Genomic DNA, 23,864 nt, shown 5'->3' with positions numbered 1-23,864 from the left:
CCACTCGGACTAGCAGGGGGAGTTGCAGCATGGTGCCCATTGGGCCATACGGAAGCTGGCCGTCGCCGATCGACGCCTCGCTCGCGGCCTCGCACGACGGGGCCCCGAGTTTCGTCGGCATGGTCGGCGACGAGCTGTGGTGGACCGCGCCCCGCCCCGGCGAAGGCGGTCGCAGGGCACTGCTGCGGATGCGCCCCGACGGCGGCGAAGGACCCCTCGCCGAGGAGTCCGTGCTGCCCGCACCGTGGAACGTGCGCAGCCGGGTGGTCGAGTACGGCGGCAGCCCCTGGACCGGGGCGGCCCGCGAGAGCGGCGGCCCCCTCGTCGTCTTCGTGAACTTCACCGACCAGCGGCTGTACGCGTACGAACCCGACGCACCCGGCTCCCCGCCCCGCCCGTTGACCCCCGCAACGGCCGTCGGCGCCGCCGGCGGGCTGCGCTGGGCCGACCCGGTGCTGCACGGCGACCAGGTGTGGTGCGTCCTTGAGGAGTTCACCGGGGACTCGCCCACCGACGTGCGCCGGGTGATCGCCGCCGTACCGCTCGACGGCTCCGCCGCCGACGACCGGGACGCGGTCGTCGAACTCACCGACGACCGGCACCGCTTTGTCACCGGCCCCCGGATCTCGCCGGACGGGCGGCAGGCCGCCTGGATCGGCTGGGACCACCCCCGGATGCCGTGGGACGGCACCGAGGTTCTGGTCGCCGAAATCCCCTCCGGCGGCGGGCAGTTCACCGGCGTACGGGCCGTGGCGGGCGGACCCGAGGAGTCGGTCTGCCAGGTCGAGTGGGACCGGGACGGCACACTGCTCTTCGCCTCGGACCGGGGCGGCTGGTGGGAGCTCTACCGGCTGCGGCGCGACGGGCGGCGGATCAGCGGAGCGCTGTGCATGGGCCGGGACGAGGAGTTCGGCGGGGCCCTCTGGCAGATCGGGCTGCGCTGGTTCCACCCCCTGGACAGCGGACTGATCGCGGTCGTGCACGGCAAGGGCGCCACCGCGCTCGGCATACTCGACCCCGAGACCGGCGAACTCGTCGACGCGGCGGGCCCCTGGACCAAGTGGTCGCCCACCCTCGCCGTGCACGGCGACCGGGTCATCTCGGTGGCCGCCAGCCCGCGCAGCGGATACGAGATCGTCGAACTGTCCACCGCCACAGGACGGGCCCGCGTCATCGCCGCCCCGCACGACGACCCGGTCGACCCCGCGTACTACCCCGAACCCCAGATCCGCACCTTCACCGGACCCGACGGCCGCGACATCCACGCCCACATCTACCCGCCGCACCACCCCGAACGGATCGCCCCCGCCGAGGAGTTGCCGCCGTACGTCGTCTGGGTGCACGGCGGACCCACCGACCACGCCCCGCTCGTCCTCGACCTGGAGATCGCCTACTTCACCTCGCGCGGCATCGGCGTCGCCGAGGTCAACTACGGCGGCTCGACCGGCTACGGGCGCGAGTACCGCGAGCGGCTGCGCGGCCAGTGGGGCGTCGTCGACGTCGAGGACTGCGCGGCCGTCGCCCTCGCACTGGCCGACGAGGGCACCGCCGACCGGCGCAGGCTCGCCATCAGGGGCGGCAGCGCGGGCGGATTCACCACCGCCGCCTCGCTCGCCGGCACCGACGTCTACGCGGCGGGCACCATCAAGTACCCGGTGCTCGACCTCGTCCTGTGGGCCACCGGCGAGAGCCACGACCTGGAGTCCCACTACCTGGAATCCCTGATCGGGCCGTTCGCGGAAAACGCCGAGCTGTACGCGTCGCGCTCACCGGTCGAGCACGCGGACCGGATCACCGCACCGTTCCTGCTGCTCCAGGGGCTCGACGACCCGATCTGTCCGCCGGTGCAGGCCGAACGCTTCCTCGCCCGGATGGCGGGGCGCGGCATACCGCACGCGTACATCGCCTTCGACGGAGAGGGCCACGGCTTCCGCAGGGCCGAGACGATGGTGCGGGCGCTGGAGTCCGAACTCTCCCTGTACGCGCAGGCGTTCGGGATCGACCGCAGTGACGTCCCCCGATTGGAGCTCGACAAGTGAACCCCGGCGCAGCACTCGGAGAACTGTCCCGCCCGGCCCGGCTGCGGCCCGGCGCCCGGGTCGCGATCGTGGCCCCCAGCGGCCCGGTGCCCGAGGACCGCCTGGAGGAGGGGCTCGGCATCCTGCGCGAGTGGGACCTGGAGCCGGTGGTGATGCCCCATGTGCGCGACCGGCACCCGGAGTTCGGCTACCTGGCGGGCGGCGACGCGGACCGCGCCCGGGACCTCACCGAGGCGTGGTGCGACCCGTCGGTGGCGGCGGTGCTGTGCGCGCGGGGCGGGTACGGGGCCCAGCGGATGGTCGACCTCGTCGACTGGGCGGCGATGCGGGCGGCCACCGCCGCACAGGGGCGGCCCAAGCCGTTCGTGGGGTACAGCGACGCGACGGCGCTGCACGAGGCGTTCGCGGTCCGGATGGGGATCTCCACCCTGCACGGGCCGATGACGGCGGCCGTCGCCTTCCTCAAGGACGGCCCGACCCAGGAGTCCCTGCGGGCCACGCTGTTCGAGCCGGAGCGCGTACGGACGCTGGGACTTCCGACCGCACGCCCGCTGGTGCCGGGCCGGGCCCGGGGAATCACCCTCGGCGGCTGCGTCTCGCTGCTCGCCTCCGACCTCGGCACCCGGACGGCCCGACCGTCGGCACGGGGAGGGCTGCTGGTCATCGAGGACATCGGCGAGGAGGCGTACCGGCTGGACCGCATCCTCACCCAGCTGCTGCGGTCCGGCTGGCTGGACGGCGTCGCGGGCATCGCACTGGGCTCGTGGGTGGACTGCGGCCCCTACGAGGCCGAAATCCGGCCCGTACTGCTCGACCGGCTGGGCCGACTGGGGGTGCCGGTGGTCGAGGAACTGGGCTTCGGGCACAGCGCGACCGCGCTGACCGTGCCGCTGGGCGTGCCCGCGGTGCTGGACGCGGACGCGGGGACGCTGACCCTGGACGCCCCGGCGCTGCTGTGAAGCGGTGAAGCCGTGACGTGGGTGCGCCGGGGTGTCACCCGTACGGCCCGTCCCTCGCCGCGCCGTGTCCTTGGCCCGCTCATCCTGTTTACGGACACGACAGCCGCACCGGGCGTGCTGTGCGGAGACTGCTCAGGAGGCGCGAGTGACACGGAAGAGTGCGGCGATGACGATGGCGGCGGCGGGCGCGGCGCTGGTCCTGTCGGCGGGCGCGGCCGGGACGGCGACGGCAGCGACGGTGACGGTGACGGAATCGCCCGTCGCGGCTCCTGCCGCCGCCCCCGGCACCGTCCGGACAGCGGTCATGGACCGGCCCGACCCGCTGCCGAACTTCGTGGGCCGGAACCTCTTCCGCGTCTACTCCACGGTGAGCGCCGAGAACGCCCTCGACATCAGGGACCTCAGCGGCGACCACCGCAAGGTGCTCTGGCCGCCCAACTGGAAGGTCTGCACCCAGTCCCCGAAGGCGGGCGCCAAACTCAACGGCGGCACCCTCAGACTGGGAGTCGTGAAGACCGACGAGAGGTGCCCGTAGCCCCTGCCGGGCCCCTGCCGACGTAACCTGGCCGGATGTCCGAACCTGCCACCCACCTCTCCCGTCACCTCGCCGAGGGCCCGCGGGTGGGCATCCGGCCGTTCCGGCTCGACGACGCGGAGGAGTTCACCGCGCGGGTCCGGGAGAGCCGGGAGCTGCACCGGCCGTGGCTCGCCCCGCCGGACAGCCCCGAGAAGTACCGGGACTACGCCGGCGTACTGATCGGTGACCCGTCCCGGGCCGGTTTCCTCGTCTGCACCCGCGACGACGGCCGCATCGCGGGCTTCATCAACATCAACAACATCGTCGAGGGCGCCTTCCAGAACGGTGCCCTCGGCTACGGCGGCTTCGCCCACGCCACCGGCCGGGGCCTGATGTCCGAGGGCCTGTCCCTCGTCCTGGAGCACGCCTTCGGCCGCCTCGGCCTGCACCGCCTGGAGGCGAACATCCAGCCCGGCAACGAGGCGTCGCTCGCCCTCGTCCGGCGCGCCGGTTTCCGTTACGAGGGCTACTCGCCGGACTTCCTGTACATCGCCGGAGCCTGGCGCGACCACGAACGCTGGGCACTCACGGCGCCGGAGCTGCGGCCGGGGACATCGGCGTAACACGGCACACGCCAAAACCCTTTGCCGGAGGGCGAGTCGGACCGCCAGGGTGGGGCCCATGGCCAATCACCCCACCCGTCACCTCACCCGCCTCAACCCCGCCGCGCTGCATCCGACCCCCGGCTACCACCACGTCACCGTCGCCGAAGCGGGCCGCACCGCCCACCTCGCCGGACAGTGCCCGCTCGACGTCCACGGCGACCTTGTCGGACCCGGTGACGTGCTCGCCCAGACCGACCAGCTCGTGGCCAACACGCTGACCGCGCTCGCGGCCGTCGACGCCGGGCCCGAGGACGTCGTCCGGACCGTGATCTACGTCGTCACCGACGCTACCGACGACCCCGGCCCCCTCGGCTCGGTCTGGCAGCGGCTCACCGCCTCACCGCTGGCACCCGCCTTCACCAGCGCGAGCACCCTCATCGGGGTCGTCAGGCTCGGCTTCGCCGGGCAGCTGGTCGAGCTCGACGTCACTGCCGCCCTTTCCGATTGATCTTCATGGTGTCCATGTCGGTCGCCTTGGAGCGGAGCTCGCCGTGGCCGTGCCCGAGGGTCTTGAGAGCGCGCTGCGCGAGGTCCTCGGCCAGCGCGCACGCCATCTCTTGGCCGTCCTCGGCGTCCGACACCACCAGATAGCGCATCGAGAAGTGCTTGAGCGGCACGTCGTAGGTGAGGGAGCCCTCCTCGGTGAACTGCATGGAGGTGAGGCCGTGCGCGTCCTGCTCGGCCAGCAGCCGGGTGCGGCTCTCCTCGGTCAGACCGTCCCAGGTGCCCCGCACGATGACCCGGTACGTGTGCTGCGTGCTCATCTTCCGTCTCTCCCTCTTGCCCCCGCTGCTGCGAAAGCGCCAGCCTACGGCGGTCGGCCGCAGGGCGCCTTTGCTTAATACTGACCGCCGGAACCCCTGGTCAGGGCGGCGCCCGGCGTGTTCGGATGGACAGGGAAGAGGCGTGTGCCCCGCTGCGCCTGGACGTGCCTGGATCCGAGTGAGGTTGTTTTGGCCACGACCGTGCGACGTGCCGTACTGACCCTGCCCGCCGCCCCGTTGGGCCCGGAGAACCCGCTGCCGGGACTGCGCACCCTCGACCAGGTCCATGTGCTCGACGAGCGGGCCAAGGAGGGCATGCCGCGCGACATGGCCCGTCAGGTCGGCCACGCACCACTGCGCACGCTGCTCCCGGTACGCACGCTCGACGGGTACGGGCGCACCCGCACGGAGACCGCGCTCGACGCCGTCGTGATCGAGAACCACCGGCTGCGGGCGACCGTCCTGCCCGGCCTCGGCGGCCGGATCCACTCCCTCCACCACAAGCCGACCGGCCGCGAACTCGTCTACCGCAACCCGGTCCTCCAGCCCGCCGACTTCGCCCTCAACGGGGCCTGGTTCTCCGGGGGCATCGAGTGGAACATCGGCGCCACCGGCCACACCACCCTCACCTGCGCCCCGCTCCACGCGGCCGTCGTGCCCGCCCCGGACGGCGGCGAGATGGTCCGGCTGTGGGAGTGGGAGCGGCTGCGCGACCTGCCCTTCCAGGTGGACCTGTGGCTGCCCGCCGACTCCGACTTCCTGTACGTCGGCGTCCGCATCCGCAATCCGCACGAGAGGCCCGTCCCCACCTACTGGTGGTCCAACACCGCCGTCGAGCAGACCGACCGCACCCGGATACTCGCCCCCGCCGACGAGGCCTGGCACTTCGGGTACGACCGGACGCTGGAGCGGGTCCCGGTGCCGCGCTCCGAGGACGTCGACCGCACCTACCCGGCACGCGGCGAGGTCCCCGCCGACTACTTCTACGAGGTGCCCGAGGCCGCCCGGAAGTGGGTCGCCGCACTGGACGGGGCGGGCGAGGGCCTCGTACAGACCTCCACGGACGGACTGCGCGGCCGCAAGCTCTTCCTCTGGGGCACGGGCGGCGGCGGACGCCGCTGGCAGGAATGGCTGACCGAACCGGGCACCCCCGGCTACGCCGAGATCCAGGCCGGTCTGGCCCGCACCCAGCTGGAACACGTGCCCCTGGAACCCGAGGCGGAGTTCAGCTGGCTGGAGGCGTACGGGCCGCTCGCGGCGGACCCCGCCGCGGTCCACGGCGACGACTGGGCCCAGGCGCGCACGGCGGCCGAGCGCGCCCTGGAGGCGGCGCTGCCGCGCACCGCCCTCGACACCGCGTACACCGCCTGGCTGGTGCACGCGGACCTGGAACCCGGCGAGCGGCTGGCCACCGGGTCCGGATGGGGCGCCCTGGAAGTGCTGCGCGCCGGACTCAAGCTGCCGGGCACGCCCTTCCCCGAGTCCACCCTCACCGAACAGCAGTCTCCCTGGCTGGAGTTGCTGCGTACGGGAACCTTCCCGTACCCCCGCAGGGTCACCCCGCCCGGCCCGACCCTGGTCGCCCCGCACTGGCGCGACATGCTGGAGACCGCCCCCGCCGAACCCCTCACCGAGTACCACCTCGGCGTGGCGCAGTGGCACGCGGGCGATCAGGCCCAGGCGGTACGGAGCTGGGAGCGCGGCCTGCAACTGGCCCCGTCCCGCTGGCCGTTGCTTCGCTGTCTGGCCTTCGCCGACCGCGAGGCGGGCCACGCCGAACGCGCCGCGGACCTGTACGCCGAAGCCTTCGCCGACCTGTGCGAGGAGCGCCGCGAGGGCGAGCACTGGACGGCCGCCACCGCGGCCCTGGGCCGCGAGGCCATCGAGGCACTGCTCGCGGTGGACCGGCCCGCCCAGGCCCGCACCGTATGGGAGGGCCTGCGCCCGGAAACCAGGGCAACGGGCCGGTTCCGCCTGGTCGAGGCGCTGCTGCTGGCGGCGGAGGGCGACCGGCGGGCCGCCCGGGCGGTCTTCGATGCGGGGGTCGAGGTGGCCGATCTGCGCGAGGGCTCGACGGAGCTGAGCGACGTCTGGGCGACGCTCACCGACGACCCGGTCCCTGCCCGGTACGACTTCCGGCGGCGGTCGGGGGACTGAACCGCCCCCGCCCCGCCCCCTGCCCTGCGTACCCTGCCCTGCCGGGTGATCGGCCCCTCAGGAAGACTCCGGGCCGCCCCGGTCGACGTACTCGAAGACCGAACCGTCGGGGTGCAGTGCGATCAGGTTGCGGCCCACCGGGGTCGCCACCGGGCCCGCGATGATCTGCGCACCGGCGGCGGTCAGCGTGATGTGGGCCTGCTCCACGTCCTTCACCGCGACCGTCGCCGCCACCTTCCGCAGCAGGTCGATCTCCTCACGATCCCCGCTCATCAGCAGGAAGCAGCCCACCGCCGCGACGGACACCCCGCCGCGCTCGAAGCGCTGGGCGCGGGTGCCCGTGATGCGTTCGTAGAAGGCGGCCGTGGTGTCCAGCGCGGCCAGGTCGTCGAGGTAGATGCGCAGTGTGGTGCCCAGGATTTCCATGGAGGCGAGGGTAGTTGGGCCGGGCCGGGGGCGTGATCGATTCCGTGAGCACGGAGCGCGCGACGCTCAGACGCGGCACAGGATCTCGCCGTGCGGCACCATGAACCAGGCGTCCTCGCGGGTGCCCCACTCGCGCCAGGAGTCGGCGATCTCCTTGAGCCGGGCGGGAGTTGCGTGCCCGCCGTCCACGGCCAGGGTCGCGTACGAGGACGCCGTCGTACGGTCCGCCCACAGGCCGCTCCACCAGGCGCGCTCGTCCTCGGTCGCGTAGCACCAGCTCCCGGCCGAGGAGGTGACGTCGGTGAACCCGGCCCGCTGAGCCCAGGCGCGCAGCCTCCGGCCGGCGTCCGGCTCGCCGCCGCTCGCCCTGGCGACCTGTCGGTACAGGTCCAGCCAGCCGTCCAGCACCGGGAGTTCGGGGTACCAGAACATCGCCGCGTAGTCCGCGTCCCGGGCCGCGACGATGCCGCCGGGGCGGCAGACGCGGCGCATCTCGCGCAGCGCGGTGACCGGATCGCCCACGTGCTGGAGCACCTGGTGGGCGTGGACCACGTCGAAGGAGTCGTCGGGGAAGTCGAGGCCGTGCACGTCCGCGGTGCTGAACCCGACGTTCGTCAGGCCGCGTTCGGCCGTGGTCGCGCGGGCCTGGTCCAGGATGCCGGGGGCGGCGTCGACGCCGGTCACCCGGCCCTCCGGGCCGACCAGTGCGGCCAGGTCGGCGGTGATGGTGCCAGGGCCGCAGCCGACGTCCAGCACGGCGGCGCCGGGGCGCAGGTGGGGGACGAGGTACGCGGCGGAGTTCTCGGCGGTGCGCCAGGTGTGCGAGCGCAGTACGGACTCGTGGTGGCCGTGGGTGTAGACGGCGGTCTCTTTCGGCATGGCGGTACCCCGTTCACGCGTGCTGGTCGGTGAGTGGTTTCACCGTAAGCCCGGATGTCGCATCGTGAGATATGTGTCTTGTGATGTGGACACGGAGCTTGTGGGGGAAGGGCTGTGCGTACCGGAGGAGTTGACGGGTACGCGATGCACATGGATACGAACACGGATACGAAAATGAGCGGGATCGCGGGAGCGGCGCCGAATCTGGACCTCTCGCGCGAGATCGTGAAGGTGGTCCGCGACACCGTCGCCGATGAGCTCCGCGAGCGGCTGAAGGAGCAGCGCCGCCCCGCCCGGCTGTACGCGGGCGCGGGCGCGGCGGGGCTCTACGGAGGCGGTGCCTTGGTGGCAGGGGTGGTGCTGGCGCTCGGTCTGGTGCTGCCGATGTGGGCCGCCGCGCTGATCGTGGCGGCGGCGCTGCTGGTGGCTGCCGTCGTGCTGCGGCGGGCGGCGCGGCCGGGGCTCGGATCCGGCTCCGCCATGGGTGCGAGTACGGGTACCGGGGCGCCTGGCGTGGCCCCGGGGGTCGCGCCAGGCGCCGTGGCCGAGGCGGCTACTTCCGTCCCCGGGGTCCCGCCCGTACCGGGGAGGGCGCCCGAGGTAGGCACGAAGGGGGACCCGGCCACGAAGCGAGTTGCGGACACACCCTGACCGCGACTGCTGCCAGGGTGACCCCATGACGGTCCTCGAAACCCGCGCACTCAACCGCGCGACCCTCGCCAGGCAACTGCTCCTCGACCGCGCCGAACTGCCGGCCCTCGGCGCCGTCGCGCACCTCGGCGGGATGCAGGCCCAGGAGCCGCAGGAGCCGTTCGTCGGACTCTTCTCGCGGCTGCGCGACTTCGACCCCGCCGAGCTGTCCGGCCTGCTGACCGGGCGCGAGGTCGTACGCACCCACCTGATGCGCCGCACCGTCCACCTCGTCACCGCCGCCGACGCCCTGCGCTGGCGCTCCCGGCACGACGCGATGCTGCGGCAGAAGGTCCTCGGCGTCTACCGCAAGGACCTCGCCGGGGTCGACCTCGACGAACTCGCCACCGCAGGGCGGGAAGTGATGGCCGACGGCGTGCCCCGCTCGATGGGCGAACTGGCCGGGGCGGTCGCAGCACGCTGGCCGGACACCTCGCGGCGCCCGCTGGGGGAGTCGCTGGTGGCCGCCCTCATCCCCATGGTGCAGCTGCCGCCGCGCGGACTGTGGCGGACCAGGGCGGGGGTGCGCAACCTGCCGTTCGCCGACTGGCTGGGGCAGGAAGCCGAACCGCTGTCCGGCGACCCCGCCGACCCGGTGGGCCAGGAGCTCGTACGGCGCTATCTGGCCGCGTACGGTCCCGCCGCCTCCGCCGACCTGCGCGCCTGGTGCGGGCTCGCCGGGCTGCCCGCCGCCGTCGCCGCCCTGCGGGACGAGCTGGTCACCTTCCGCGACGAGCGGGGCCGCGTACTCCTCGACCTGCCCGGCGCACCGCGTCCGGACCCCGGCACTCCGGCCCCCGTGCGGTTCCTGCCCGCCTTCGACAACGCCATCCTCGGCTACCAGGACCGCAGCCGGATCATCGACGACGCGCACAAGGGCCTCTCGGTGGACGGCAAACGGGCCGTCCTCGTCGACGGGCGGGTCGCCGCGACCTGGGACGTCGAGGCCGGCACCGGCACCGTCGTCGTGTCGCCGTTCGTCCGCCTCGGCCGGGCCGCCCGTAAAGAGGTCGCGGAGGAGGGGAGCGCGATGGCAGTGTTCCTGTCCGGGAGCGAGTGCGACGGGGTGCGCATTCGAGAGATCGAAGACGTGTGACATGTGAAGCGGGACGTGTGAAGTGGGACGTGTGAAGTGGGTGGCATGAAGAAGCGCACCATGGGCTTCAGTCTGTACGCGGACGAGGAAGGGCTCGACTGGGTCAAGGACCGCGTGCGCGATGCAGTACGGCCGCCGCGGAGCGCCCGGATCACCGCTTACGCCGTCCTCCGGGGGGAGGACCTCGCCGACGCGTACGACTTCCTGGCCGAGCAGTGGGCCATCGAGCACCCGGGCCAGGACAGCGGCGCCCGCGAACCGGTGAAACTGCGCCTCCGGTTGGAGTGCTCGCTGAAGACCTGGCGGGCGGTCCGCAAGGCCGTGCTGCACGGCCTGTGCCCGGAGGGTTCGGGACCGCACGTCTGCCGGGTGCCCTGGGCGGCCTGACTCTTTCTCGCCCTTCCCCCGCCGGTCACGCCACCCGGTACGGCTCCGCCTCCTCGTGACGGAACGTCAGGCCGTGCCCGGGGGCACCCGAGTTGACCCGCAGGGAACCGCCCGAAGGGTCCAGCACCCCGTCGAAGAACATCGACTCCACCCGTACGTGGTCGTGGAACCACTCCACGTGCCGCAGATTGGGCACGGCCGCCGCCAGATGCGCGTGCGCGTGCGGGGCGCCGCGCGTGGAGACCTCCAGGCCGTGCGCCTGGGCGAGGGCGGCGGCGCGCAGGAAGTCCGTCGGGCCCCCGCACCGGGTCGCGTCCAGCACCAGGCAGTCGACGGAGCCCGACGTCACCATCCGTGCGAAGAGCGCCAGTTCGCCGCCGTGCGCGCCCGCCGCCACGTCCGACACCACCGCGTCCCGCACCACCCGGAGCCCCGTCAGGTCCGCCGGGGGGACCGGTTCCTCGAACCACCCCACCCCGTACTCGGCGAGCGGACCACCGATCCGTACCGCCTGCTTGCGGGTGTAGCCGCCGCTCGCATCCACGTACAACTCCGCCTGCGCGCCGATCACTTCGCGCGCCAACCGGGTCCGGTCCAGGTCGCGGACCGCGGCCCGCCCCCGGGCCTCGCCGATCCGGATCTTGACGCGGTCGATGCCCTGGCCGTGCACCCACCCGGCGAGCTGGGAGGCGAGATGCGTGTCGTGGTACGTGGTGAACCCGCCGCTGCCGTACACCGGCACCGCCTCCCTGGCCGCACCGAGCAGCCGGACCAGCGGCAGCCCCAGCAGCCGGGCCTTGAGATCCCACAGGGCGAGGTCGAGCGCCGAGATCGCCGCCGAGGTGAGGCCCGGCCCGCCGCGGTCGCGCACCGTGCGGCACATCGTCTCGTGCGCCGCCGGTATGTCGAAGACGTCCAGACCGAGCAGCAGCGGGGCCAGGTCGTGGGCGATCAGGGTGGCGACGGCGGTGGGCGCGTACGTCCAGCCGGTGCCGTACACGCACTCCGATGACCGCACCTCGACCACGACCACGGGGGTGCTCTCCCAGTGGAGCGTGGAGTCCGCCTCGGGGGCGTCGGTGGGGACCGAGAAGCAGGTCACCGTCACCTGTTCCAGGGCGAGCCGGCCGGGTCCGGGTGCGGTGTCCGAAGCGTTCACGGTGTCACGGCCCCGTCAAGCGTTCCGCCGCCGCAGGACGACGGACCGGATGCGGGCGAGGAGGTGGGAGAGCCGGGTGCGCAGCGTCGGGCGCCAGGCGGGGTCCGGCCGGTGGGCGTCCTGGGTCAGCCTCATCTCAGGGCTCCTGAACCTGGGGCAGCACCTTGGTGCGGTAGAAGTCGAAGAATCCGCGCTGGTCGGGACCGATCTGGTGCACGAACACCCGGTCGAAACCCGCGTCGGCATGGGCCTGGAGGCGCCCCACGTGCGCGTCGATGTCATCGCCGCACACCACCTTCGAAGCCACCATGTCCTTGGTGACGAGCTGTGAAACCTGCTCGAAGTGCCGGGGCGTGGAAAGTACTTGGCCCAGCTCGCCGGGCAGTTGCTCGTTCGGCCACAGGCGGTGCGCGGTGTCGACGGCCGCCGCACGGTCCGGGCCGTAGCAGACCTTGTAGCCGCCGCTCACCGGCTTCGCCCCGCCGCCGCCCTTGCGGAACCGGGTCACCGCGCCCTCGTCCGGCTTCATGGTGATCAGGCCGTCGCCGATCCGGGACGCGAGGGCCATCGCCCGGGGGCCGAAGGCGGAGACGTCGATCGGGACGGGCTCGTCGGGGACGGTGTAGAGGCGGGCGTTCTCCAGCCGGTAGTGCTTGCCGTCGTGGCTTACCTCGTTGCCGTCGAAGAGGTTGCGGATCAGCTGGACGGCCTCTTCGAGCATGTCGAGGCGGACCCGGGCGCTCGGCCAGGGGCCGCCCATGATGTGCTCGTTGAGCGCCTCGCCGCTGCCCACGCCGAGCCGGAACCGGCCGCCGAGCTGGACCGCGGCGGTGGCCGCGGCGTGCGCCACGATCGCCGGGTGCATCCGTACCGTCGGGCAGGTCACCGCCGTCTGCACCGGCAACGACACTGCCTCCGACAGCGCGCCGATCACCGACCACACGAACGGGCTCTGCCCCTGCTCGCCGTTCCACGGGTGGAAGTGGTCGGAGATCCACAGGGCCTTGAAGCCCGCCTGCTCGGCCATCCTGGCCTGTTCCACCAGCTCGGCCGGGCCGAACTCCTCGCACGAGAGGAAGTAGCCGAATTCGGTCATGAGGGGCGCGCCTTCCGATTCCGCAGGGATGTGCTGCCTCTGCTCCGGGTAACCCGCGGTGACGTCCGGAAACACCCCGATCACGGTGTTTGGCCCGGCCCGCCCCGGGCACGCGGGACTGGTCGCCGCCCGCCGCAGCCGTCCGCAGGGGAGTCGAACGTGAACAGTCCCGGGAACCATTCCGCGCACCACTCCGCGAACCCTTCCGCGAGCCCGTCCCCGAACCCTTCCCCGCACCGCTCGGGAAGCAGGCCGGGGCGCCGCCCCCGCGTCGTGGTCGTCGGCGGCGGGTTCGCCGGGCACCAGACCGCCCGCACCCTCTCCCGGCAGACCCAGGGCCGCGCCGAGATCGTGCTGCTCAACCCCACCGACTACTTCCTCTACCTGCCGCTGCTGCCCCAGGTCGCCGCCGGAATCCTGGAACCCCGCCGGGTCAGCGTCTCGCTCACCGCCACCCTGCCGGGCGTACGCCTGGTCCTGGGCGAGGCCGGACACGTCGACCTCGCGGAACGCCGGGTGCACTACACCGACCCCGAGGGGCAGGCCGGTGAACTGCCGTACGACCGGCTCGTCCTGGCCGTCGGCAGCGTCAACAAACTGCTGCCCATACCGGGAGTCACCGAGTACGCCCACGGCTTCCGCGGCCTGCCCGAGGCGCTGTACCTGCGCGACCACCTCACCCGGCAGATCGAACTGTCCACCGGGTGCGACGACCCCGCAGAGGCCGCCTCGCGCCGCACCTTCGTGGTCGTCGGCGCGGGCTACACCGGCGTCGAGGTCGCCGCACACGGAGCGATGTTCACCGACGCCCTGGTACGCGGCCGGGGCGACGGCACCCCGCAACGGCGCCCGCGCTGGCTGCTCCTCGACATCGCCGGGCGGGTCCTGCCCGAACTCGACGAACGGCTCTCCCGCACCGCCGACAAGGTGCTGCGCGAGCGCGGCGTCGACGTACGCACCGGGACGTCGGTGAAGGAGGCCACCGCGCGCGGAGTGCACCTCGACGACGGCGAGTTCGTGCCGACCCGCTCGCTCATCTGGTGCGTGGGGGTACGGCCCGACCCGCTGGTCTCCGCCCTCGGCCTGTCCGTCGAACGCGGACGGCTGCTCGTCGACCCGCACCTGGGCGTGCCGGGCCGCCCGGAAATCTTCGCGTGCGGTGACGCCGCCGCCGTGCCCGACCTGACCCGGCCGGGGGAGTTCACCCCGATGACGGCGCAGCACGCAGCACGCCAGGGCAAGGTGTGCGGCCACAACGTCGCCGTCTCGCTCGGCCTGGGCGCCCCGGAGATGAAGCGTTACCAGCACCACGACCTCGGTTTCGTGGTCGACCTGGGCGGGGTCAAGGCCGGCGCGAACCCGCTCGGGGTTCCGCTGTCCGGGCCGCTCGCCGGGGCGGTCACCCGTGGCTACCACCTCGCCGCGATGCCGGGGAACCGGGTCCGGGTCGCCGCCGACTGGGCGCTCGACGCCGTACTGCCGCGCCAGGCGGTCCAGTTGGGGCTGGTCCGGTCCTGGTCGGTGCCGCTGGACACCTCGGCGCCCGAGCTGGCGAGGGTGCCGCGCCAGCAGGACCGCAGGAGCGGGGACTGAGCAACGGCGGCGCCGCGAAACCACCGACCACGTACAGCAACACCCGTACAGCAGAGGAGAGACATGCCCGCCGAAGGTCTCAACACCGCAGAACTCACCGAACTCGCCCAGCAGTTGAGGGTCGACTCGGTCCGCGCCACGGACGCGGCCGGGTCCGGACACGCGACCTCTTCGATGTCCGCCGCCGAACTCGCCGCCGTACTCCTGGCGAACCACCTCCGCTACGACTTCGACCGCCCCGACCACCCGGGCAACGACCACCTGATCCTCTCCAAGGGCCACGCCTCGCCCCTCCTCTACGCCCTCTACCGGGCGGCCGGTGCGATCACCGACGAGGAACTGCTGACCTTCCGCAGCCGGGGCAGCCGCCTCGAAGGACATCCGACGCCGCGCCTGCCCTGGGTGGACGTGGCGACCGGCTCGCTCGGGCAGGGGCTGCCGATCGGGGTCGGTGTGGCGCTCGCCGGGAAGCGGCTGGACCGGGTCCCCTACCGGGTGTACGTGCTCAGCGGCGACAGCGAGATGGCCGAGGGCTCGGTGTGGGAGGCCGTCGAGCACGCAGCCGCCGAACAGCTCGACAACCTCACCCTGATCGTGGACGTCAACCGGCTCGGCCAGCGCGGCGCCACCCGGCACGGCGGCGACCTGGACGCGTACGCCCGCCGCCTCAGCGCGTTCGGCTGGCACACCGTCGAGGTCGACGGACACGACGCCGAGGCCGTCAACAGGGCCTACGGAGAAGCCCGTTCGACCCAGGGGCAGCCCACCGCGATCCTCGCGCGCACCGTCAAGGGCAAGGGCGTCAGCGAGGTCGCCGACCAGGAGGGCAAGCACGGCAAACCGCTCTCCGACGCCACCGCGGCCATCGCCGAACTCGGCGGCGTACGGGCGGCGCACGTCGACGTCGCCAAGCCGACGGCGGCCCGCACCCTGCACGCGGTGCCCAGTGGGCACCTGACACTGCCGCGCTTCGAGACCGCCGCCCGGGGCGGCGAGCAGGTCGCCACCCGCGACGCGTTCGGCAAGGCGCTCACCGCGCTCGGTTCGGCGCGCGGCGACGTGGTCGTCCTGGACGGCGAGGTCGGCGACTCGACCAGGGCCGAGTACTTCGCCGAGGAACACCCCGACCGCTACTTCGAGTGCTACATCGCCGAGCAGCTCCTCGTCGCGGCGGGCGTCGGCATGCAGGTGCGCGGCCATGTGCCGTACGTCGCCACCTTCGCCGCCTTCCTCACCCGCGCCCACGACTTCCTGCGGATGGCGGCCATCAGCCGGGCCGGCCTCAATGTGGTCGGCTCGCACGCCGGGGTCGCCATCGGTGAGGACGGGCCCTCCCAGATGGGCCTGGAGGACCTGGCGATGATGCGCGCCGTGCACGGCAGCATCGTGCTGTGCCCGTGCGACGCCAACCAGACCGCGAAGCTGGTCGCGGCCATGGCCGACCTCAGTGGCATCCGCTACCTGCGCACCGCCAGGGGCAAGAGCGATGTCATCTACGGTCCCGACGAGGAGTTCCCGGTGGGCGGGTCCAAGGTGCTGCGGCAGGGTGAGCGGGACCGGCTGACCCTGGTCGCGGCCGGGACGACGGTCCACGAGGCGCTGGCGGCGGCGGATCTGCTGGCCGCGGAGGACATCGCCGTACGGGTCGTCGATCTGTACTCCGTCAAGCCGGTGGATGCGCAGACGTTGTGGACGGCGGCGGAGGAGACCGGGTGTCTGATGACGGTGGAGGACCACCATCCGGAGGGTGGGCTCGGGGACGCGGTGGCCGAGGCGTTTGCCGACGGGCGGCCTGTGCCTCGGCTGGTGCGGTTGGCGGTTTCGTCCATGGCGGGGTCGGCGACGCCTGAGGAGCAGTTGTACGGGGCGGGGATTGATGGGGAGTCGATTGCGGCGGCGGCTCGTCTGCTGGTGGAGAAGGCTGTGGTCCGCTGACCTGGCTTGCTTGGCGGTGGGGTGGGGGGCCATGGCGGAGGTGGGGCGGGGGCGGGGTGTTCGGCTCCGCCGGGGGCCGCCCCCTTGCCCGCCCGTTCCGCCCCCGGGGGGCGGCCCCGCCGCCCAAGGGGGCTCGGCGGGGCCCGCCCTAAGGGGCGGGGGCGTAGCCGCGCGCCCTTGGGAACTGCTGTCTAGTTGCTCTTGGTGCCTGTCACCGCGCTCAGTGGGGCTGCGATGGATTCCAGGCTTTTCCTTTCGCTTTTTACGCCCAGTACTGACTCCACCAGGCCCGCCGCCACCATCAGTCCCGCTCCGATGCAGAACGCCAGTGTCGTGTCGCCCGGCTTGCCGCTGCTCACCAAGCCGTTGAAGAGGATCGGGCCGGTGATGCCGCCCAGGGCCGTGCCCACCGCGTAGAAGAACGAGATGCACATCGCCCGCGTCTCCAGCGGAAAGACCTCGCTCACCGTCAGGTACGCCGAGCTCGCTCCGGCGGAGGCGAAGAAGAGAACGACGCACCAGCACGCCGTCATCGTCGTTGCCGTGAGCATCCTGTTCTGGAACAGCATCGCCGTGCCGAACAGCAGCAGCCCCGACAGGATGTATGTCCCGGCGATCATCGGCACCCGGCCCACCGAGTCGAAGAAGTGGCCCAGGACCAGCGGCCCCAGCAGGTTGCCTACCGCGATGACCGCGAAGTAGTACGCCGCGGATCCGGTGCCCACGCCGAAGAACTTGTCCAGGATGACCGCGTACCCGAAGGTGATCGAGTTGTAGAGGAACGCCTGCCCGATGAAGAGCGACAGGCCCAGGATCGCCCGCTTGCGGTACTGCGAGAAGACCGTCCGCATGATCTCCAGGAAGCCGACGGAGCCGCGCTGCCTGACGGTGATCTCCTCCTCCGGCTCCGGCAGCCGCTCGCCCGTCTCGTCGGCGACCTTCTGCTCCACCGCGGAGACGATCCGGTCCGCCTCCTGGGACCGGCCGTGCACCATCAGCCACCTCGGGCTCTCCGGCACATGGCGCCGTACGAGCAGGATCACCAGCCCGAGCACCACCCCGATCGCGAACGCGAGCCGCCAGCCCACGTCCTTGGGGAAGAGGTCCGTGTCGAGCAGTGCCACCGACGCCAGCGCGCCCAGTGCCGCGCCGGCCCAGAACGTACCGTTGATGATCAGGTCGATACGGCCGCGCAACCTGCTCGGGATCAGTTCGTCGATGGCCGAGTTGATCGCCGCGTATTCGCCGCCGATTCCGAATCCGGTGATGAACCGGCACACGAAGAAGAACCAGGCCGATTCGGCCAGTGCGGTCGCCGCGGTCGCCGCCAGATAGACGGCGAGCGTGATGATGAAGAGTTTTTTGCGGCCGTAGAGGTCGGTGAGACGGCCGAAGAACAACGCACCCGCACAAGCACCCGCGACATACAGCGCGGCGGCCGTCGTCGTCACTTGTGCGGTCGTGATCTCGATGCCGCTGCCCTCTTCGGCGAGGCGGACGACGATATTGCCGACGATGGTCACTTCCAGGCCATCGAGGATCCACACCGTGCCGAGGCCGATGATGATCCTCCAGTGCCAGGGGGACCATGGCAGCCGGTCCAGCCGCGCCGGAATGCGCGTGCGGACCTCCGGGAACTCCCTGCTGTCTGTTGTTGTCATGGCGCGACGGGTACCCCACGCCGAATCGAACAACGCTCGGCCGATGAGGGTTTGCTCCAGACGAGTCGGGTTACCCGCACCACCGAGGCTGACATGGCAAATACTTCAGAGAACACCCCCAGGAAATCACCCGCCAAGGCCAAGACCGAGGCCGATGAAAACCCCGAAGCCGACGACGAACAGCGCGAACCGCGCGGCGAAGAAGAGCGCGGTGCTTCGAAATCAGCGCGGAAACCCGCGCGTAAACCCGGGCCCATGCAAGTGCTGCGGGCCGCCCGGGAGCAGATTTCGGAACTCACCGGAATGACCGCGGAATCCGTGTCCTCCTTCGAACAGACGGAGGACGGCTGGGTGCTGAGGGTCGAGGTGCTCGAACTTGAGCGCGTCCCCGACACCATGAGCCTGCTCGCCTCGTACGAGGTCCAACTCGACCCCGACGGCGAGCTGACCGGATACCGCCGCGTCGGCCGTTACGAGCGCGGCCGGGCCGACAAGAAGTAGCGGCCGGCAGACAGAACCGGCAATCAGAGAAGGAGGACCGTTCCCAATGACCGTAGTTCCGGCACAGCAAGGTGGAGGCGGCGGCGGTACCAGTGGCCTCTACGACGTCCTAGAACTCGTCCTCGACCGGGGACTCGTCATCGACGCGTTCGTCCGCGTCTCCCTGGTCGGCATCGAGATCCTGAAGATCGACATCCGTGTCGTGGTGGCGAGCGTCGACACGTATCTGCGCTTCGCCGAGGCGTGCAACCGCCTCGACCTGGAGACCGGCGCCAAGAAGCCGTCCGGTCTCACCGACATCACCGGCGACATGGTGGAGAAGGGCGCGTCCGGCAAGACCAAGGGCGCCCTGTCCGGTGCCGCCGAGACGATATCCGGCGCGTTCCAGCAGGCGCGTGAAGAGAGCAGCCAGCCGAAGGCGCGGGCCCGGCGGACGACCACCCGCCGGAAGGAGGAGCAGGAATGAGCACGTACGTCTACGGCATCACGAGGGCGGCCCACCCCGGACTCCCGGAGAAGATGGGCGGCGTCGGCGATCCGCCCCGGCCCGTGCGCCTCATCCGTACCGGCGAACTGACCGCCGTCGTCAGCGAGGCCCCCGAGGACCTGCGGCCCAAGCGCCGCGACCTGCTCGCCCACCAGAGCGTGCTGTCCGAGGCCGGCGCGAGCGGCGCCGTACTGCCCATGCGCTTCGGCAGCGTCTCGCCCGACGACGACGCGGTGAACACCGTCCTCGCCGAGCGCGAGAAGCACTACCTGGAGCGGCTCGACGCCCTGGAGGGCAAGGTCGAGTACAACGTCAAGGCGACCCACGACGAAGAGGCCGTACTCCACCACGTACTGGCCGAGAACGCCGAACTGCGCACCCTCAACGAGGCCAACAGGGCGGCAGGCGGCGGCAGTTACGAGCAGAAGCTGCACCTGGGCGAGCGCGTCGTCGCCGCCGTGCAGCAGCGCGAGAAGCAGGACGCCGCGCTGGTGCGCCAGGCGCTGGAAGGTGTCGCGCTCGACGTCAGCCCGGGGCCCGAGAGCACCGGCTGGCTGGCCAACGTGTCCTTCCTGGTGGGGCGTGAGGACGCCGCCTCGTTCAGCGACGCGGTGGACGCGCTCCAGCGCGAGGCCCCGCATCTGGTGCTCCAGGTCAACGGGCCGCTGCCGCCGTACAGCTTCGTGGAGTGAGAGAAGGAATCCATGGGTCTCCTGGGAGAGCTGCTCCTGCTTCCGCTGGCCCCTGTCCGCGGCACCGGCTGGGTGCTGCGGCAGGTGGTCGCGGAGGCGGAGAAGCAGTACTACGACCCGGCGGCCATCCAGGGTGAACTCCGCCGTCTTGAAGGGCTCCTCGAATCCGGCGAGATCGACGAGGCCGAATTCGACCGCCGGGAGGACGAGCTCCTGGACCGGCTGGAGCACATGAACTCGAACCGGAAAGCAGGATCGCCATGAACAACAGGCTCGGCCTGGGGCTCGCGGTAGGAGCGGGCTATCTGCTGGGACGGACGAAGAAGCTCAAGTTCGCCTTCGCCGTCGGCACGTTCGTCGCGGGCAAGAAGCTGCAGCTGAGCCCGAAGGCCCTGATGGACTTCGCGTCCTCCCAGTTGCAGAACAACCCGCAGTTCAAGGAGCTGGGCGACCAGCTGCGCGAGGACCTGCGCGGCGTCGGCACCGCGGCCACCGGGGCGATCATCAACCGCCAACTGGGCGGACTGGCGGACCGGTTGCACGACCGTACGCTCAATGTGCAGGACAAGGTCGCGGGCGTGGTGCCCGACATCACCAGCCTGAAGGACCAGGACAAGGGCCAGGACGAGGAGTACGACGAGGAGCCCGAGGAGCAGTCGGAGGAGCGCGAGCGGCCCCGGCGGCAGACCCGAAAGAGGGCGGAGTCGTCGGGCTCCGGTTCCTCCGGCTCCGGTGCCTCCCGCTCAAGCTCCCGCTCGTCCGGTTCCGGTTCCGGCTCCCGTTCGTCCGGCTCCCGCTCGTCGGGCTCCGGCACCCGTACGGCCAAGAAGACCGCGTCGGGCTCCGGCGCCGACAACGCGAAGAAGACCGCCTCCGGCACCGCGCGCAAGACCGCGTCCGGGACGGCGCGCAAGACCGCTTCCGGCACCGCCAAGAAGACGGCCGGAACCGCGAAGAAGACCGCATCGAGGGGAGGCCGGAACCGTGGCTGACGTCAAGGACACGACCAAGGGCCTCACCGGCGCCCTGAAGCCGGACAGCGAGATCACCGACCGGCTGAAGGAGGAGTTCCAGGCGTACCTGGCCGCCCAGGCCGAACGCCTCCTGGTGGGCGCGGGCCGCAAGCTGGGCCAGTCCACCGCCAAGCTCACCGACATAGCCGAGGGCAACAGCCCGGGCTTCGCCAAGCTGGCCCTGGACGGCGGCCGCAAACTGGCCGAGGGGAAGGGCCCGGTGCGCAGCGCCGTCGAACTCGGCGCCGGCCACCTCAAGGACAAGGCGAAGGACGCGGTGTCCGGGCTGTTCGGCGGTGGCAAGGGCAAGCGGAAGAAGGGCGGCGGCGGGGGCAGGCCGATCGTGATCCTGGAGACCGTCGACGTCGGCGTGCCCGTCCGGGTCGCGTACGACCAGTGGACCCGCTACGAGGACTTCTCCAGCTTCGCCAAGGGCGTCAAGAGCGCCACCACCGCCGACGACACCAGCTCCGACTGGAAGCTCAAGGTCTTCTGGTCCAACCGCAGCTGGAAGGCGCACACCACCCAGCAGGTGCCGGACGCGCGCATCTCCTGGACCTCCGAGGGCGCCAAGGGCACCACCAAGGGCGTCGTCACCTTCCACCCGCTGGGCGACAACATCACCCGCGTCCTGCTGGTCATCGAGTACTACCCCAAGGGGCTGTTCGAGCGCACCGGCAACATCTGGCGCGCCCAGGGCCGGCGGGCCAGGCTCGACCTCAAGAACTACGCCAGGCACATCTCCATGAAGGGCGACATCGACGACGGCTGGCGCGGCGAGATCGAGGACGGCGAAGTCGTCAAGACCCACGAGGACGCCATCGCCGAGGAGGAAGAGGCCCGCGCCGAGGAGGAACAGCGGGCGGCCGGCGAGCACGACGGCCAGGACGGCCAGGACGAGCCGGACGACGAGAACCCCGACGACGAGCACGAGGCGGAGCACGAGGCCGAGGGCGAGTACGAAGAGGGCGACGAGCACGACGAGCCTGACGAGCTCGACGACGGCGAGCCCGAGGGCGAGTACGACGAAGAGGAAGAAGGCGAGGAAGAGCCCGAGGACGAGCCCGAGGCCGAGTACGTGGACGAGGGCGACGAGGAAGAGGAAGAGGGCGAGCCGGAGGCCGAGTACGAGGACGCCGAACTCGTCGAGGGCTCCGAGGCCCCCGGCGAGGAGGACGCCGACTCCCGCAAGCAGCGCGAGTACGCCGAGTCCGGGAACCGGGGCCGCCGATGACGACCGCCGCCAGAATGCCCGACCCGTACGGTTCCGGAGGCGGGGCCAACCTCGCCGACATCCTGGAACGCGTACTCGACAAGGGCGTGGTCATCGCAGGAGACATCAAGATCAATCTCCTCGACATCGAGCTCCTCACCATCAAACTCCGTCTGATCGTCGCCTCGGTCGACAAGGCCAAGGAGATGGGCATCGACTGGTGGGAGGACGACCCGTCGCTCTCCTCCGGCGCCAGGCGCCGCGAGATCGCCGCCGAGAACGAACGCCTCAAGCGCCGGATCGCCGACCTGGAAGCGGCCGACACGAAGTCGGTCGACGCCGGGAGCGGGGGCGACCGGACCCAAGGCAAGCCCAAGAGGCGCGAGCGGGAGCTTGAATCCGCTCCTGACGGGAACACAGAAGAGGCATGACAGCCACCACGGACAGCACGGGCAAGGACGGCCGGGTTCCCCAGGAGGAGCTCCGCTACGTCTACGCCGTCACCCGCCCCTTCGACGGGGTCGTCCCCGAGGAGGGCGGGCGCGGCCTGGACGGCGAACCGCCCCGGTTGCTGCGCCACGGCGACCTGGTCGCCGTGGTCAGCCCGGTGCCCGCCGCCGACTTCGACGAGGCGCCGCTCAAGGCCCACCTCGAAGACCTCGACTGGCTCGCCGCCACCGCGCGCACGCACCAGAACGTCGTCACCGCCCTGACCACCGTGACCAGCCCGCTCCCGCTGCGCCTCGCGACCGTGTGCCGCGACGACAGCGGGGTGCGGCGGCTCCTGGAGTCGGGACACCAGCGTTTCGCCGCGACGCTGGACCGGCTGGAGGGGCGGGTCGAGTGGGGGGTCAAGGTGTACGCCGAGAACCCCGCGCCCGCCCCGGCCGCGGAAGCCGCCGCCCAGGAGGCCCCCGCCCCGAGCGCGGACGCCCCCGGCGCAGGCCGCAGCTACCTCCAGCGGCGGCTGGCCCAGCGCCGCACCCGCGAGAGCGCGTCGAAGCGGGCGGACGCACTCTGCCGACGGCTCCACACCGAGCTCTCGCAGCGTGCCGAACACGCGACGCTGCACCGCCTCCAGGACGGTCGGCTGTCCGGCCACAGCGGGCAGAACGTACTCAACGCCGCCTACCTGGTGCCCCGTACGGAAGCCGAGGCCTTCGTCGAGCGGGTGCGCGCGCTCACGCCCGAGGGCGATGACGGCGCAGGCGTCCAGGTCGAACTCACCGGGCCGTGGGCCCCGTACTCCTTCGCGGACATCGCGGACATCGCGGAAAGCGCGGACATGGAGGAGGAGGAACCGAAGGGGGAGCCGGCATGAGCCACTTCACCGACGACCACGACGTCGACGCGCTCGCCCAGCGCGAGATCGCCCTCGTGGACCTGCTCGACCGGCTGCTCGCGGGCGGGGTGGTGCTGGCCGGGGACCTGACCCTGCGGATCGCGGACGTCGATCTCGTACGCATCGACCTCAACGCGCTCATCAGCTCCGTCAGCGAGAACGTGCCGTCCCCCTTCGAGGAGCTCCGATGACCACCGAAGACCTCACACCCGCGACCGCCGAGGAGCTCACCGCCGAGGACCTCACGTCCGCCGCCGTCGAGAGCCTCACCTCCGCGACCACCGAAGACCGCACCCCCGCGACCGCCGACACGACCCGCCGCCGGGTCGAGCTCGACGCCGACACCGTCGAACGCGACCTGGTGAAACTCGTCCTCACCGTGGTCGAGCTCCTCCGCCAGCTGATGGAACGCCAGGCGTTGCGCCGCGTGGACACCGGGGAGCTCACCGAGGATCAGGAAGAGCGCATCGGCATGACGCTGATGCTCCTGGAGGACCGGATGGGCATCCTGCGCGACAAGTTCGGACTGGAGCCGGAGGACCTCAACATCGACCTGGGCCCGCTCGGCCCCCTGCTGCCACGGAACTGACGAC

Annotated in this window: 27 protein-coding genes; 21 read left to right on the top strand and 6 right to left on the bottom strand. The window is 71.8% G+C overall.

What is annotated here, in order from left to right:
* The first annotated feature begins 29 nt into the window (after positions 1-29).
* The 5 genes from ACZ5PB_RS01670 to ACZ5PB_RS01650 all read left to right on the top strand — a co-directional run bounded on the left by ACZ5PB_RS01670 (position 30) and on the right by ACZ5PB_RS01650 (position 4,628).
* Complete coding sequence (locus ACZ5PB_RS01670) at positions 30-2,039, top strand: S9 family peptidase (RefSeq protein WP_468686828.1); 2,010 nt, start codon at positions 30-32, stop codon at positions 2,037-2,039.
* Complete coding sequence (locus ACZ5PB_RS01665; protein WP_468686826.1) at positions 2,036-2,998, top strand: S66 peptidase family protein; 963 nt, start codon at positions 2,036-2,038, stop codon at positions 2,996-2,998. The genes ACZ5PB_RS01670 and ACZ5PB_RS01665 overlap by 4 nt, the downstream gene beginning before the upstream one ends.
* A 145-nt stretch (positions 2,999-3,143) precedes the next feature.
* Positions 3,144-3,533, top strand: a complete 390-nt coding sequence (locus tag ACZ5PB_RS01660; RefSeq protein WP_468686825.1) for a hypothetical protein — start codon at positions 3,144-3,146, stop codon at positions 3,531-3,533.
* A 35-nt stretch (positions 3,534-3,568) separates the two neighbouring features.
* Positions 3,569-4,138, top strand: a complete 570-nt coding sequence (locus ACZ5PB_RS01655; RefSeq protein ID WP_468686823.1) for a GNAT family N-acetyltransferase — start codon at positions 3,569-3,571, stop codon at positions 4,136-4,138.
* Between the two features lie 58 nt (positions 4,139-4,196).
* On the top strand, positions 4,197-4,628 hold the full coding sequence (locus ACZ5PB_RS01650) for a RidA family protein (protein WP_468686822.1): 432 nt from the start codon (positions 4,197-4,199) through the stop codon (positions 4,626-4,628).
* Here the strand turns inward: ACZ5PB_RS01650 and ACZ5PB_RS01645 are convergent.
* Complete coding sequence (locus ACZ5PB_RS01645; protein ID WP_468686821.1) at positions 4,606-4,944, bottom strand: DUF6204 family protein; 339 nt, start codon at positions 4,942-4,944, stop codon at positions 4,606-4,608. The two genes, ACZ5PB_RS01650 and ACZ5PB_RS01645, sit on opposite strands and share 23 nt — an antisense overlap.
* A 189-nt stretch (positions 4,945-5,133) precedes the next feature.
* On the opposite strand from ACZ5PB_RS01645, the gene ACZ5PB_RS01640 reads away from it, so the two are divergent.
* The gene (locus ACZ5PB_RS01640) at positions 5,134-7,101 is read left to right on the top strand and encodes a DUF5107 domain-containing protein (RefSeq protein ID WP_468686820.1); all 1,968 of its coding nucleotides are present in this window, start codon (positions 5,134-5,136) and stop codon (positions 7,099-7,101) included.
* A gap of 57 nt (positions 7,102-7,158) precedes the next feature.
* Here the strand turns inward: ACZ5PB_RS01640 and ACZ5PB_RS01635 are convergent, their stop codons facing one another.
* Together ACZ5PB_RS01635 and ACZ5PB_RS01630 are read right to left on the bottom strand one after the other, a co-directional pair.
* On the bottom strand, positions 7,159-7,527 hold the full coding sequence (locus tag ACZ5PB_RS01635) for a VOC family protein (RefSeq protein WP_468686819.1): 369 nt from the start codon (positions 7,525-7,527) through the stop codon (positions 7,159-7,161).
* 66 nt (positions 7,528-7,593) lie between these two features.
* Positions 7,594-8,406, bottom strand: coding sequence for a methyltransferase domain-containing protein (locus tag ACZ5PB_RS01630; RefSeq protein ID WP_468686818.1), 813 nt, complete (start codon positions 8,404-8,406; stop codon positions 7,594-7,596).
* Positions 8,407-8,580: 174 nt separating this feature from the next.
* Here ACZ5PB_RS01630 and ACZ5PB_RS01625 point away from each other — a divergent pair, with 174 nt between their 5' ends.
* The 3 genes from ACZ5PB_RS01625 to ACZ5PB_RS01615 are packed head-to-tail and all read left to right on the top strand — an operon-like array spanning position 8,581 to position 10,579.
* Positions 8,581-9,057 (top strand): phage holin family protein, encoded by a 477-nt coding sequence (locus ACZ5PB_RS01625; protein WP_468686817.1) that lies wholly within the window; start codon positions 8,581-8,583, stop codon positions 9,055-9,057.
* 25 nt (positions 9,058-9,082) lie between these two features.
* Positions 9,083-10,192 carry a winged helix DNA-binding domain-containing protein gene (locus tag ACZ5PB_RS01620; protein WP_468686815.1) on the top strand — a complete coding sequence of 370 codons (1,110 nt, stop codon included), beginning with the start codon at positions 9,083-9,085 and terminating at the stop codon, positions 10,190-10,192.
* Between the two features lie 45 nt (positions 10,193-10,237).
* Positions 10,238-10,579 carry a hypothetical protein gene (locus ACZ5PB_RS01615; RefSeq protein ID WP_468686813.1) on the top strand — a complete coding sequence of 114 codons (342 nt, stop codon included), beginning with the start codon at positions 10,238-10,240 and terminating at the stop codon, positions 10,577-10,579.
* A 25-nt stretch (positions 10,580-10,604) separates the two neighbouring features.
* On the opposite strand, the gene ACZ5PB_RS01610 is transcribed toward ACZ5PB_RS01615, so the two are convergent.
* Both ACZ5PB_RS01610 and ACZ5PB_RS01605 read right to left on the bottom strand, forming a co-directional pair.
* Entirely contained in the window at positions 10,605-11,738 is a 1,134-nt protein-coding gene (locus ACZ5PB_RS01610) for an enolase C-terminal domain-like protein (protein WP_468686811.1), read from the bottom strand.
* 136 nt (positions 11,739-11,874) lie between these two features.
* Positions 11,875-12,834 carry a TIGR03557 family F420-dependent LLM class oxidoreductase gene (locus ACZ5PB_RS01605; protein ID WP_468686810.1) on the bottom strand — a complete coding sequence of 320 codons (960 nt, stop codon included), beginning with the start codon at positions 12,832-12,834 and terminating at the stop codon, positions 11,875-11,877.
* Positions 12,835-13,107: 273 nt separating this feature from the next.
* On the opposite strand from ACZ5PB_RS01605, the gene ACZ5PB_RS01600 reads away from it, so the two are divergent.
* Together ACZ5PB_RS01600 and ACZ5PB_RS01595 are read left to right on the top strand one after the other, a co-directional pair.
* Positions 13,108-14,427, top strand: a complete 1,320-nt coding sequence (locus ACZ5PB_RS01600; protein WP_468688229.1) for an NAD(P)/FAD-dependent oxidoreductase — start codon at positions 13,108-13,110, stop codon at positions 14,425-14,427.
* Between the two features lie 63 nt (positions 14,428-14,490).
* Positions 14,491-16,362 (top strand): transketolase, encoded by a 1,872-nt coding sequence (locus tag ACZ5PB_RS01595; protein ID WP_468686809.1) that lies wholly within the window; start codon positions 14,491-14,493, stop codon positions 16,360-16,362.
* Positions 16,363-16,553: 191 nt separating this feature from the next.
* Here ACZ5PB_RS01595 and ACZ5PB_RS01590 read toward each other — a convergent pair whose 3' ends face one another.
* A complete protein-coding gene (locus tag ACZ5PB_RS01590) occupies positions 16,554-18,023 on the bottom strand; it encodes an MFS transporter (protein ID WP_468686807.1) in 1,470 nt (489 codons plus the stop codon).
* A gap of 93 nt (positions 18,024-18,116) precedes the next feature.
* On the opposite strand from ACZ5PB_RS01590, the gene ACZ5PB_RS01585 reads away from it, so the two are divergent.
* The 10 genes from ACZ5PB_RS01585 (at position 18,117) to ACZ5PB_RS01540 (ending at position 23,860) form a co-directional block, all read left to right on the top strand.
* Positions 18,117-18,524: a gas vesicle protein GvpO gene (locus ACZ5PB_RS01585; protein WP_468686806.1), complete on the top strand. Its 408-nt coding sequence runs from the start codon at positions 18,117-18,119 to the stop codon at positions 18,522-18,524.
* Between the two features lie 46 nt (positions 18,525-18,570).
* Positions 18,571-18,990, top strand: coding sequence for a gas vesicle structural protein GvpA (locus ACZ5PB_RS01580; RefSeq protein ID WP_468686804.1), 420 nt, complete (start codon positions 18,571-18,573; stop codon positions 18,988-18,990).
* Positions 18,987-19,703, top strand: a complete 717-nt coding sequence (locus tag ACZ5PB_RS01575) for a GvpL/GvpF family gas vesicle protein (RefSeq protein WP_468686803.1) — start codon at positions 18,987-18,989, stop codon at positions 19,701-19,703. The genes ACZ5PB_RS01580 and ACZ5PB_RS01575 overlap by 4 nt, the downstream gene beginning before the upstream one ends.
* Positions 19,704-19,715: 12 nt before the next feature.
* Positions 19,716-19,967, top strand: a complete 252-nt coding sequence (locus tag ACZ5PB_RS01570) for a gas vesicle protein GvpG (RefSeq protein WP_468686801.1) — start codon at positions 19,716-19,718, stop codon at positions 19,965-19,967.
* Entirely contained in the window at positions 19,964-20,695 is a 732-nt protein-coding gene (locus ACZ5PB_RS01565) for a DNA primase (RefSeq protein WP_468686799.1), read from the top strand. Before ACZ5PB_RS01570 ends, ACZ5PB_RS01565 begins: the two co-directional genes overlap by 4 nt.
* The gene (locus tag ACZ5PB_RS01560; protein WP_468686797.1) at positions 20,688-21,950 is read left to right on the top strand and encodes an SRPBCC family protein; all 1,263 of its coding nucleotides are present in this window, start codon (positions 20,688-20,690) and stop codon (positions 21,948-21,950) included. The genes ACZ5PB_RS01565 and ACZ5PB_RS01560 overlap by 8 nt, the downstream gene beginning before the upstream one ends.
* Entirely contained in the window at positions 21,947-22,360 is a 414-nt protein-coding gene (locus ACZ5PB_RS01555; RefSeq protein ID WP_468686796.1) for a gas vesicle protein, read from the top strand. Before ACZ5PB_RS01560 ends, ACZ5PB_RS01555 begins: the two co-directional genes overlap by 4 nt.
* The gene (locus ACZ5PB_RS01550) at positions 22,357-23,250 is read left to right on the top strand and encodes a GvpL/GvpF family gas vesicle protein (RefSeq protein ID WP_468686795.1); all 894 of its coding nucleotides are present in this window, start codon (positions 22,357-22,359) and stop codon (positions 23,248-23,250) included. Before ACZ5PB_RS01555 ends, ACZ5PB_RS01550 begins: the two co-directional genes overlap by 4 nt.
* The gene (locus tag ACZ5PB_RS01545) at positions 23,247-23,462 is read left to right on the top strand and encodes a gas vesicle protein (protein WP_468686794.1); all 216 of its coding nucleotides are present in this window, start codon (positions 23,247-23,249) and stop codon (positions 23,460-23,462) included. The genes ACZ5PB_RS01550 and ACZ5PB_RS01545 overlap by 4 nt, the downstream gene beginning before the upstream one ends.
* 167 nt (positions 23,463-23,629) lie before the next feature.
* Positions 23,630-23,860 carry a gas vesicle protein K gene (locus ACZ5PB_RS01540; protein WP_468688228.1) on the top strand — a complete coding sequence of 77 codons (231 nt, stop codon included), beginning with the start codon at positions 23,630-23,632 and terminating at the stop codon, positions 23,858-23,860.
* The last annotated feature ends 4 nt before the right edge of the window (positions 23,861-23,864 follow it).

This window comes from Streptomyces sp. NPDC032721 (genome assembly GCF_055579625.1).
This window is presented reverse-complemented; position numbering and strand designations above follow the sequence as displayed.

Bases quoted from the DNA above. Each gene is read 5' to 3' on its own strand.
- ACZ5PB_RS01670 (WP_468686828.1), top strand. From the start codon at position 30: ATGGTGCCCATTGGGCCATACGGAAGCTGGCCGTCGCCGATCGACGCC.
- ACZ5PB_RS01655 (WP_468686823.1), top strand. From the start codon at position 3,569: ATGTCCGAACCTGCCACCCACCTCTCCCGTCACCTCGCCGAGGGCCCG.
- ACZ5PB_RS01650 (WP_468686822.1), top strand. From the start codon at position 4,197: ATGGCCAATCACCCCACCCGTCACCTCACCCGCCTCAACCCCGCCGCG.
- ACZ5PB_RS01645 (WP_468686821.1), bottom strand. From the start codon at position 4,944: ATGAGCACGCAGCACACGTACCGGGTCATCGTGCGGGGCACCTGGGAC.
- ACZ5PB_RS01635 (WP_468686819.1), bottom strand. From the start codon at position 7,527: ATGGAAATCCTGGGCACCACACTGCGCATCTACCTCGACGACCTGGCC.
- ACZ5PB_RS01630 (WP_468686818.1), bottom strand. From the start codon at position 8,406: ATGCCGAAAGAGACCGCCGTCTACACCCACGGCCACCACGAGTCCGTA.
- ACZ5PB_RS01625 (WP_468686817.1), top strand. From the start codon at position 8,581: ATGAGCGGGATCGCGGGAGCGGCGCCGAATCTGGACCTCTCGCGCGAG.
- ACZ5PB_RS01620 (WP_468686815.1), top strand. From the start codon at position 9,083: ATGACGGTCCTCGAAACCCGCGCACTCAACCGCGCGACCCTCGCCAGG.
- ACZ5PB_RS01615 (WP_468686813.1), top strand. From the start codon at position 10,238: ATGAAGAAGCGCACCATGGGCTTCAGTCTGTACGCGGACGAGGAAGGG.
- ACZ5PB_RS01605 (WP_468686810.1), bottom strand. From the start codon at position 12,834: ATGACCGAATTCGGCTACTTCCTCTCGTGCGAGGAGTTCGGCCCGGCC.
- ACZ5PB_RS01595 (WP_468686809.1), top strand. From the start codon at position 14,491: ATGCCCGCCGAAGGTCTCAACACCGCAGAACTCACCGAACTCGCCCAG.
- ACZ5PB_RS01590 (WP_468686807.1), bottom strand. From the start codon at position 18,023: ATGACAACAACAGACAGCAGGGAGTTCCCGGAGGTCCGCACGCGCATT.
- ACZ5PB_RS01585 (WP_468686806.1), top strand. From the start codon at position 18,117: ATGGCAAATACTTCAGAGAACACCCCCAGGAAATCACCCGCCAAGGCC.
- ACZ5PB_RS01580 (WP_468686804.1), top strand. From the start codon at position 18,571: ATGACCGTAGTTCCGGCACAGCAAGGTGGAGGCGGCGGCGGTACCAGT.
- ACZ5PB_RS01575 (WP_468686803.1), top strand. From the start codon at position 18,987: ATGAGCACGTACGTCTACGGCATCACGAGGGCGGCCCACCCCGGACTC.
- ACZ5PB_RS01570 (WP_468686801.1), top strand. From the start codon at position 19,716: ATGGGTCTCCTGGGAGAGCTGCTCCTGCTTCCGCTGGCCCCTGTCCGC.
- ACZ5PB_RS01565 (WP_468686799.1), top strand. From the start codon at position 19,964: ATGAACAACAGGCTCGGCCTGGGGCTCGCGGTAGGAGCGGGCTATCTG.
- ACZ5PB_RS01555 (WP_468686796.1), top strand. From the start codon at position 21,947: ATGACGACCGCCGCCAGAATGCCCGACCCGTACGGTTCCGGAGGCGGG.
- ACZ5PB_RS01550 (WP_468686795.1), top strand. From the start codon at position 22,357: ATGACAGCCACCACGGACAGCACGGGCAAGGACGGCCGGGTTCCCCAG.
- ACZ5PB_RS01545 (WP_468686794.1), top strand. From the start codon at position 23,247: ATGAGCCACTTCACCGACGACCACGACGTCGACGCGCTCGCCCAGCGC.